General features: G+C 69.6%; 8 protein-coding genes. 4 read left to right on the top strand and 4 right to left on the bottom strand.

The genetic code is table 11. The annotated features are described in order from the left end of the window. Positions 1–38: 38 nt before the first annotated feature. Entirely contained in the window at positions 39–2,078 is a 2,040-nt protein-coding gene (locus tag ACFVHY_RS23600) for a DUF2339 domain-containing protein (RefSeq protein WP_390275789.1), read from the bottom strand. A 126-nt stretch (positions 2,079–2,204) separates the two neighbouring features. Between ACFVHY_RS23600 and ACFVHY_RS23595 the strand changes: the two genes are divergently transcribed. Both ACFVHY_RS23595 and ACFVHY_RS23590 read left to right on the top strand, forming a co-directional pair. Continuing rightward, positions 2,205–2,537 carry a hypothetical protein gene (locus ACFVHY_RS23595; RefSeq protein WP_390275788.1) on the top strand — a complete coding sequence of 111 codons (333 nt, stop codon included), beginning with the start codon at positions 2,205–2,207 and terminating at the stop codon, positions 2,535–2,537. 43 nt (positions 2,538–2,580) lie between these two features. Further along, complete coding sequence (locus ACFVHY_RS23590; RefSeq protein WP_064571125.1) at positions 2,581–3,090, top strand: carboxymuconolactone decarboxylase family protein; 510 nt, start codon at positions 2,581–2,583, stop codon at positions 3,088–3,090. 14 nt (positions 3,091–3,104) lie between these two features. Here ACFVHY_RS23590 and ACFVHY_RS23585 read toward each other — a convergent pair whose 3' ends face one another. Further along, positions 3,105–3,929, bottom strand: coding sequence for an ABC transporter permease (locus ACFVHY_RS23585; RefSeq protein WP_390275787.1), 825 nt, complete (start codon positions 3,927–3,929; stop codon positions 3,105–3,107). Continuing rightward, positions 3,926–4,912 (bottom strand): ATP-binding cassette domain-containing protein, encoded by a 987-nt coding sequence (locus tag ACFVHY_RS23580; RefSeq protein ID WP_390275786.1) that lies wholly within the window; start codon positions 4,910–4,912, stop codon positions 3,926–3,928. Before ACFVHY_RS23580 ends, ACFVHY_RS23585 begins: the two co-directional genes overlap by 4 nt. Positions 4,913–5,017: 105 nt before the next feature. On the opposite strand from ACFVHY_RS23580, the gene ACFVHY_RS23575 reads away from it, so the two are divergent. Both ACFVHY_RS23575 and ACFVHY_RS23570 read left to right on the top strand, forming a co-directional pair. Continuing rightward, positions 5,018–5,719, top strand: a complete 702-nt coding sequence (locus tag ACFVHY_RS23575) for a TetR/AcrR family transcriptional regulator (protein ID WP_390275785.1) — start codon at positions 5,018–5,020, stop codon at positions 5,717–5,719. Positions 5,720–5,774: 55 nt separating this feature from the next. After that, positions 5,775–7,013, top strand: a complete 1,239-nt coding sequence (locus ACFVHY_RS23570; RefSeq protein ID WP_390275784.1) for an MFS transporter — start codon at positions 5,775–5,777, stop codon at positions 7,011–7,013. On the opposite strand, the gene ACFVHY_RS23565 is transcribed toward ACFVHY_RS23570, so the two are convergent. After that, positions 6,994–7,602 carry a TetR/AcrR family transcriptional regulator gene (locus ACFVHY_RS23565; protein WP_390275783.1) on the bottom strand — a complete coding sequence of 203 codons (609 nt, stop codon included), beginning with the start codon at positions 7,600–7,602 and terminating at the stop codon, positions 6,994–6,996. The genes ACFVHY_RS23570 and ACFVHY_RS23565 overlap by 20 nt on opposite strands. Positions 7,603–7,634: the final 32 nt, after the last annotated feature.

The following is a 7,634-nucleotide window of genomic DNA, read 5'->3' as shown; positions in this document are numbered from 1 at the left end:
CCCGCATTCCGGGCACGACGTCATACGGGTCGGCAGGGTCATACGGCTGTCGCCGAATCCGGCTCGGCCGTTTCGTCCTGGAGGGCGCGGGCGTACCAGGCGCCCAGGCCGAGCAGGATGAGTCCGGTCACGATGAACACGATCACGCGGAAGATCCCGTCGAGGGTGGCCAGGTCGAAGAGGAACAGTTTCGCCATCGCCGCGGCAACGAGGACGAGACCCCCGGTGACCGCGGCGGTACGTGCGGCACCGGTGCGACGCCGGGCATAGGCCAGCGCCGTCCCCGCGAGGACCATCCAGCAAGTTGTCGCCAGCACGTGACCGGCGAGGAAGCCGTCCGACCCGGCGACCAGGACGCCCGCGGTCACACTGACCGCGGTGAGTGCGTAGACGACGACCACTCCGCCGGCGATATGGGCTGCGCGCGAGACCTTCTCGTCGGTGAGGCGGGCCCACCCGGCGGCCAGGACCAGGGCGCCGGCGGCCGCGAACACACTCGCCACGACGATCCCCAGAGACGCGTCCCGTCGCATCAGGTCCGCATCGGCGAGCACATACGGCGGCGCCGCGTCGAGTAGCGCCGCGAAACCGATGGCCCACAGGACCGAGCCACCGGCGAGAAGTACCCGCGAGGTCGTCGACCATGTCCGGGCGACAAGCGCGGTCACCGTTGCCAGGCCGAGCAGGACGGTGATCGCCACCGTGCCGTCGAAGGCCACCAGAACGGCGACGAACAGCAGCAGAAGAGCGGTCGCGGACCAGATCTGCGCAACGACGTCGGGCACGCGCGGGGTGGAGCCGGTACGCGAGTCGGGAAGCCCGGATCCGATCAACACGGTTCCGATCAGCGCGCCGGCGATGCAGGTCTGCAGGATCACCGCGCCCGGCATGTTCATCACCGCTCCGGCGAACAGTGCGGGGATGGTCGTCGCACTCGCCAGACCGGCCAGAGTCTCCCGGAACTGCGTGGTGGGCATCGCGATCAGGGCGCCGGCGACCCCCAGCACGACGACCACGACGACCGCGGCCGCGAAGACGGTGTCGGCGGCACCGGCCGACGTCCACCCGGCCAGCGCGAGGACACCGACCAGGGTCAACGGAATCGTGGGCGCGGCGAGCCGCACGACATGCAGCCAGATCCAGTCGCGACCGAGCTGGACCCACGCCGAAGCGGCGGCGAGGACCACCATGAACGCGATGAGGTTGGTGTCCAGTCCGCCGGTGAGCACCGGTGCCAGAGCGATCAACGGCACGACGACGAGCAGCCCCAGGTGTTCGCTGCGCCACCGATGGGCCAGCGCGAGCCCAGCCGCGGCGACGAGTCCCGCGACTCCGAGGCCCACGACGATGGGCAACCAGTCGTAGATCTTGGTCGCGGCCAGGACGTCGAGGTAACCCGCCGCGATGCCGGTGGCCGTCAGCGCGATGGCACCGATCCGGCCGTCGGCCCGCCCGCGCAACCACATCCCGCCGGCGACGAGCGCTGCGGCGAGGACTGCGCCACCCGCGACGCGGAATTCCGGCCGGAGCATTCCCGCCTGCGCGGCCAGGATGAGGAGCAGTGCGACACCGATGAGGGTCACGCCGACGCCGGCGGTGGCGAGGATCTTGCCGATCAACCCGCGTTCGGCGGCCGCGCCGATCCGGTCGGACATCGACGGCCCGGCCGGCCGCGGAGGCGAGGCGACCGGATACGGTCGTGCACCCGTCGGGCCGGGCATCGGCGGAGGACCTTGCGGGACAGGCGGACCGATCGGGGGTCGTTGGTGGCCTACCGGTGGCGGCGCCGTCGGCAACCAGGGCCGGGACGGGGGTGTGGGCTGGGGTCCCGCGGCCTGCGCAGGAGCTGCCGCCACCGTCGGTGGGGTGAGGCCGGCGGCGGGTGGCTGCACGGCGGATTGCGGTGCGGGGGCGACGTCGTGAGCAGGCTCGTCGGGCTGGGCGACGATGCGTCGAAGCTCGGCGAATTCGGCTGACACGGTGGACATCTGGCGTGCTATCGCGTCGAACTCGGTCGAGATCCGCGCCAGGGTGGCAGTACTCGGATCGCCGCCGAATGTGCTGCTGGGAGAGTTCATGTGTCGACGATGACCGCCCTCGCCCCGGCATGGATGAGTAGTCCTACCCACCAGGGGTGGGGGATTCGTGTGACGGGGTGCGCGGCGAGGTGATTGCCGGACGGCCCGGCAGGGTATCGCTGGACCATGACTGATCCGCACAATGCAGCCGACCGTGGACGCGCCGACGTCGAGAAGCGCTGGCAGGACACCGGAAGCTACCGGTCCGCGGCCCTGTATGTCGTGGCCGTGGTCGCGCTCGGCGCGGTGGCCTGCGCGGTCTTCCTCGCCGTCGACCGCGCCAATATCGTCCTCGCGTCGCTCGTCCCCGGTGTGTTCCTTCTCGGCGGGATCGGTGCGCTGGTCAACGCCTACCGCACCTATCGCCGGGGCGGCAACTGGCCGATGTGGCAGGGCGCGGCGTGGTTCCTGTTCGCCCTCATGCTCGTGGCGCTGGCGTTTCCCGCGATGGCGGGCTGATGCCTGTTTCCCACTGTGACGGGCTGATGTCTACTGTGGGGCCATGCCTGCGCAACGGGTGCGAATCGACAAGACCACGCCGCAGGTCTACCGAAAGCTGATCGCGGTATCGGCCGAGGTCGCCGCGGCCGCCGAATCGATCGGGCTGAGTCGGTCCCTCGTGGAATTGGTGAACCTGCGGTGTTCGCAGCTCAACGGTTGCGCCTTCTGCATGGATCTCCATGCGCAACTGGGCCGCTCCGCGGGTCTGACGACGCAGCAGATCGACGTCATGGCCGGGTGGCGGGATGCGCCGGACCTCTACGACGACGTCGAGCAGGCGGCCCTGGAGATCGCCGAGCTCGTCACCGAACTGCCGGCGCACGACGCGGCCGACCTCGCCTACGACCGGGCGACGGACATCCTCGACACCGACCAGACCGCGGTGCTGATCTGGGCGGCGGTGACCATCAACGCGTTCAACCGGATGTCCATCGTGAGCGGGTACCGCCCCCGGCCCGGCGCCTCGCCGCAGAAGGCGGCAACACCGTTCACCCGTGGCGCGACAGGCTAGTCGGCGTCCTCGCCTCACCGCCCCTTGCGCGCGAACACCCAGCCGGCCGCCGCGAGTGACACCAGCGCGATCGCCGCGCACCAGGCCAGGCCCGTCACCGCTGTCGACGTCAGATCGTGCACCGGTGACCCGCCGGTGCCCATGCCGACCAGCAGGGCTCGAATGGACTCGATGACCGGTGTGACCGGTTGTGCCTCGGCGAAGCCGCGCAGCCAGGCCGGCATCGTCTCGGGTGGCACGAACGCACTCGATACATACGGCAGGAAGAGCATGACGAAGCCGAAACCGCCTGCCGCGGCGGGCGTTCGCACCGCCACGCCGATGAACGCGGCGAGGCAGGTGATGGCCAGGATGTAGGCGAGGACCATCCCGGCGGCACCGAGCCATTCGAACAGCGACGCCGACGGCCGGAAACCGATGGCGACCGCGACGATCAGGACGACCGCGGTGGACACGGAGTTCTTCACCAGGCTGGCCGCGACATGGCCGAACACCAAGGTCGCGCCCACGATGGGCATCGACCGAAAGCGGTCGATGACGCCGCCGTTCATGTCGTTCGCCACCGCCAGTGCGGTATTGGACGCGCCGTAGCCCGCGCACAGCAGGATGACTCCCGGAGTCGCGTAGGTGATGTAGTCGGTACCCACCGACATCGCGCCGCCGAAGACGTAGACGAACATCAGCATGATGGCGATCGGCAGGACGAGCGCGAGGATCAACTCGTCCGGATCGCGGCTCATCATGCGCAGCGATCGCCCGAACATCGTGGTCGCGTCGATCTGCAGGTGCCGAAGTCGCTTCGACGACGAGCCCTCGGCGAGGGCAGTGGTGGGACTCATGCCGCGACCTCGTTCCCGGTGGCCGGTTCGGCGGGTTGTCCGGTCGCCGCGAGAAATACGTCGTCCAGTGTGGGAGAACGCAATTCCCAGGAGTCGACGGTGGCGACGGTCCGATCGACGAGATCGAGGACCGCGCGTGTGTGGGCCACCGACCGGTCGGTGGGCACGCGGACGATGGTCGACTGGACCGAGGGCCCGAAAGCCGCCAGGTCGGAGGCGAGTGCTGCGGCGTCGGCCGCAGTCGGCACGACGAACTCGAGCGCGGCCTCGCCGACGCGGCGTTTCAGGTCGGCCGGTGTACCGGCGGTCCCGATCCGGCCGCCACTGATGAGGGCCACGCGGTCGGCGAGGCGGTCCGCCTCCTCCAGATACTGCGTGGTCAAAAGGACTGCCGTGCCCTGCGTGACCACGTCGTCGATCACCTGCCAGAGCATCTGACGGCTGCGCGGGTCGAGGCCGGTGGTCGGCTCGTCGAGGAAGAGGACCACCGGCCGGTCGAGGAGTCCCGCGGCGAGATCGAGACGCCGGCGCATACCGCCGGAGTACGTCGCGACCAGTCGGTCGGCGGCGTCGGTGAGATCGAAGGCGAGCAGGAGTTCGTCGACGCGGTGATCGACGGTGCGGCGGGGATGGTGCGCGAGCCGACCCATCATCCTCAGGTTCTCGCGACCGGTGAGTTTGTCGTCGACGGCCGCGTATTGCCCGGTGAGACTGATGATCTCGCGGACCCGGCGGCGATCGGCGACGACGTCGAAGCCGCCGACGCGCGCGGTCCCTCCGTCGGGGCGGGTGAGGGTGGACAGGATGCGCACCGTGGTCGTCTTACCCGCGCCGTTGGGGCCGAGCAGGGCGACGACCTCCCCGGCGCCGACGTCGAGGTCGAGCCCGCGCAGGACGGGCACCCGGGAGTCCCCGCGGCCCAGCGATTTCGTGAGGCCGACGGCCTCGACCGGCATGGGTGACGAACGGTCCGGGACGGTCATGTCGGACTCCAATCTGTTTACGAGTGAAACTGTTTATGGCAGTAACTGCGTACAGTAGACGCAGTTGTGCGCGACGGCAAGGGTCGCCGACCGAGAGGACCGCGAATGGCAGAGGGTGGGGACGAGACGCTGCAACGGCTGTGGACAGGTGGCAGGGCGGGCAGCCGTGGTCCCAAGCCGGCCCTCGATCTCGACCGCATCGTCGACGCCGCGATCGCGATCGCCGACACCGACGGCCTCGACGCGGTGTCCATGGCGCGCGTGGGCGAGGCGCTCGGCTGTTCGGCCATGGCCCTGTATCGCCACGTGTCCGGCAAAGCTCAGCTGCTGAGCCTCATGGTGGACGCGGTGGCGGGACAGCTCCCGTTGCCGCCGCGCCGAGGGGAGTGGCGCGAGGATCTGGCGGCGTGGACGCGGGCGCAGATCGACGGCATGGTCGAACGCCCCTGGTTCCTCGAACTGCCGCTGACGGTCGCGGTCCCGGGGCCGCGTCGAATGCGTTGGATGGAGGCCGGTTTCGAGATCCTGAAGGACTTCGACCTGCCCGGTGACGACAAACTCGAGATCCTCGGCCTGCTCGCCCAGTATGTGCTGTCGGCAACCCGGCTGGAGATCGAGATGCGTCGTGCGACGGGTACCGATGTGGAGTCGGACTTCGAGCAGGTGCTGACCGGTCTCGCCGATCCCGCGCAGTATCCGTACCTGTTCGCGGCGATGCAGAGCGCGGGCGGGGAGTCCGACGACCGTGAATTCGGGCTGCAGCTCATTCTCGACGGCATCGCATCGCGCGCCACCGGCTCGCCCTGACGCGCTGACCGACCGCCCACCGCCACACTCACATCGGTGCGGCATGATGTCACCCATGTCGACTGTGCGCTCGGGCCGGTTGGCGGTCGGCACGCTGTCGCTGCTCACCGTTCTCTACTTCGCGCAGGGCCTGCCCTACGGCTTCTTCAGCCAGGCGGTGCCGGTCATCCTCCGCGAGGAGGGTTACTCACTGACCCAGATCAGCGTGTACGGACTGTTGTTCGCGCCCTGGGGTCTGAAATTCCTGTGGGCGCCCTATGTCGACGCCTACGGCACCCGGCGCAGATGGCTGGTGTCCCTGCAGTTGTCGTCGGCGGTCGTCGCACTCGTCTTGGCGACGCTCGATCTGTCCGGGTCCCTGGTCTGGCTCCTGATCGGCATCGCGGTCATCAACCTGCTGTCGGCGACGCAGGACATCGCGACCGACGGGCTGGCGGTGTCGATGCTGGAGCCGCGTCAGCGCGGTCTGGGCAACGGAATCCAGGTGGGCGCGTACCGAATCGGCATGATGGCCGGCGGCGGCGGGCTCCTCTGGCTGTTCTCGTTCGCCGGCTGGCGCACCTTGTTCGTCGTGATGGCGGTGCTCCTGTTCGCGGTCACCGTCGGCGTGTGGTTTCTCGCCCGTGAGCCGAGCCGACCGACCGGCGATGCGCAGCCGACACCGTCGAAGCGGGTGTCGCCCGGGTTGTTGCTGACGGGCTGGTCGTCGCGCCTCCGACGTCCGGGCGTGATCACGTTCATCCTCGTCGTCGGCGCGTTCAAGTTCGGCAACTCGATGGCGTCGGCGCTCGTGGGCCCGTTCATGTCCGACATCGGACTCACACTGGGCCAGATCGCGCTCGTCGAAGGTGCGTTGTCGTCGGCCGGAGCGCTCGGCGGCGCCGCGCTCGGCGGGTGGCTCGCGTACACCTACGGTCGGCGGCACGCACTGCTCGTCGGCGGCGTCACCCAGACACTCAGTCTCGGACTGTATCTGGTCGCGTCGATCGGCGTCGGCGGCTTCTGGCTGGTGGTCACGGCCAGCCTCGCCGAGCACATCCTGGGTGGCGCTGCGACCGTCGCGGTGTTCACCCTGATGATGGATGCGTGCCAGCAGGGCTACGAGGGCAGCGACTACACCTTGTTCGCGTGCGCCGTGGTCGGCGTGCAGGGCGCGGCCGGGTTCGCCGCCGGAATCGTCGGCGACCTGTTCGGGTTCCCGGCGATCTTCGCGACCGGCCTGATCCTGTCCGGCCTCGGCTGCCTGGTCATGATCCGGGCCCTCGATCGCGGTCTCATGAAACGTCTCGGGTAGGCAGGAGGGTCGCCATCGCCTCGTCGACGACGCGGTCGAGGTCGTCACCCAGGCTGCCGGCCAAGAACTGTTGCACCAGTTCGGCCATCGCGCCGGTGAAGATCGCGGCCCGCACCCGGCTCGTCAGGCGGTCGGTGTCGCGGGCGTCGGCCTCGGCGAACGCGAGGTCGCGGAGCATGCCCTGGGTGGTGGCCCGCCGTTCGGCGAGAACGGGATTGGTCACCCCGGCGGTGAACAACACGCGGCCGCGCCGCGGATCCGACGACGCGTGGCCGAGGACCGCCCGGATACCCGCACGGGTGCGTGACCGGACCGAGGGGCCCGCCTCGCGCATCGCGGCCTCGACCACCGCACCGAGTTCCGCCGTCGCGGTGTCGTAGACCGCGCCGAGCAGATCGTCGGTGTCGGAGAAGCTCTCGTAGAAGTACCGGGTGTTGTAGCCGCAATACCGGCACACAGAGCGAACCGACAGCTCGGCTTCCGCGCCGACGCCTCCGAAGATGTCGAAGGCGGCCGCGATCAGGGCCGCTCTACGCTCCGCGCGCCGGTCCGCGAGCGGTACGCCCGCCCAGCGGGTCGGTGAGGACATCTGCTCACCATAGTCGGCCGCGAACGTGCCCC

Origin of the sequence: Gordonia sp. NPDC127522 (assembly GCF_042672305.1) — a bacterium.
GTDB lineage: Bacteria > Actinomycetota > Actinomycetes > Mycobacteriales > Mycobacteriaceae > Gordonia > Gordonia hongkongensis.
The sequence above is the reverse complement of the archived record's forward strand: the minus strand, read 5'-3'. Positions and strand labels throughout refer to the sequence as shown.

Excerpts from the sequence above, each read along its gene's own strand:
- ACFVHY_RS23600 (WP_390275789.1), bottom strand. The coding sequence starts at position 2,078 with ATGAACTCTCCCAGCAGCACATTCGGCGGCGATCCGAGTACTGCCACC.
- ACFVHY_RS23595 (WP_390275788.1), top strand. The coding sequence starts at position 2,205 with ATGACTGATCCGCACAATGCAGCCGACCGTGGACGCGCCGACGTCGAG.
- ACFVHY_RS23590 (WP_064571125.1), top strand. The coding sequence starts at position 2,581 with ATGCCTGCGCAACGGGTGCGAATCGACAAGACCACGCCGCAGGTCTAC.
- ACFVHY_RS23585 (WP_390275787.1), bottom strand. The coding sequence starts at position 3,929 with ATGAGTCCCACCACTGCCCTCGCCGAGGGCTCGTCGTCGAAGCGACTT.
- ACFVHY_RS23580 (WP_390275786.1), bottom strand. The coding sequence starts at position 4,912 with ATGACCGTCCCGGACCGTTCGTCACCCATGCCGGTCGAGGCCGTCGGC.
- ACFVHY_RS23575 (WP_390275785.1), top strand. The coding sequence starts at position 5,018 with ATGGCAGAGGGTGGGGACGAGACGCTGCAACGGCTGTGGACAGGTGGC.
- ACFVHY_RS23570 (WP_390275784.1), top strand. The coding sequence starts at position 5,775 with ATGTCGACTGTGCGCTCGGGCCGGTTGGCGGTCGGCACGCTGTCGCTG.
- ACFVHY_RS23565 (WP_390275783.1), bottom strand. The coding sequence starts at position 7,602 with ATGTCCTCACCGACCCGCTGGGCGGGCGTACCGCTCGCGGACCGGCGC.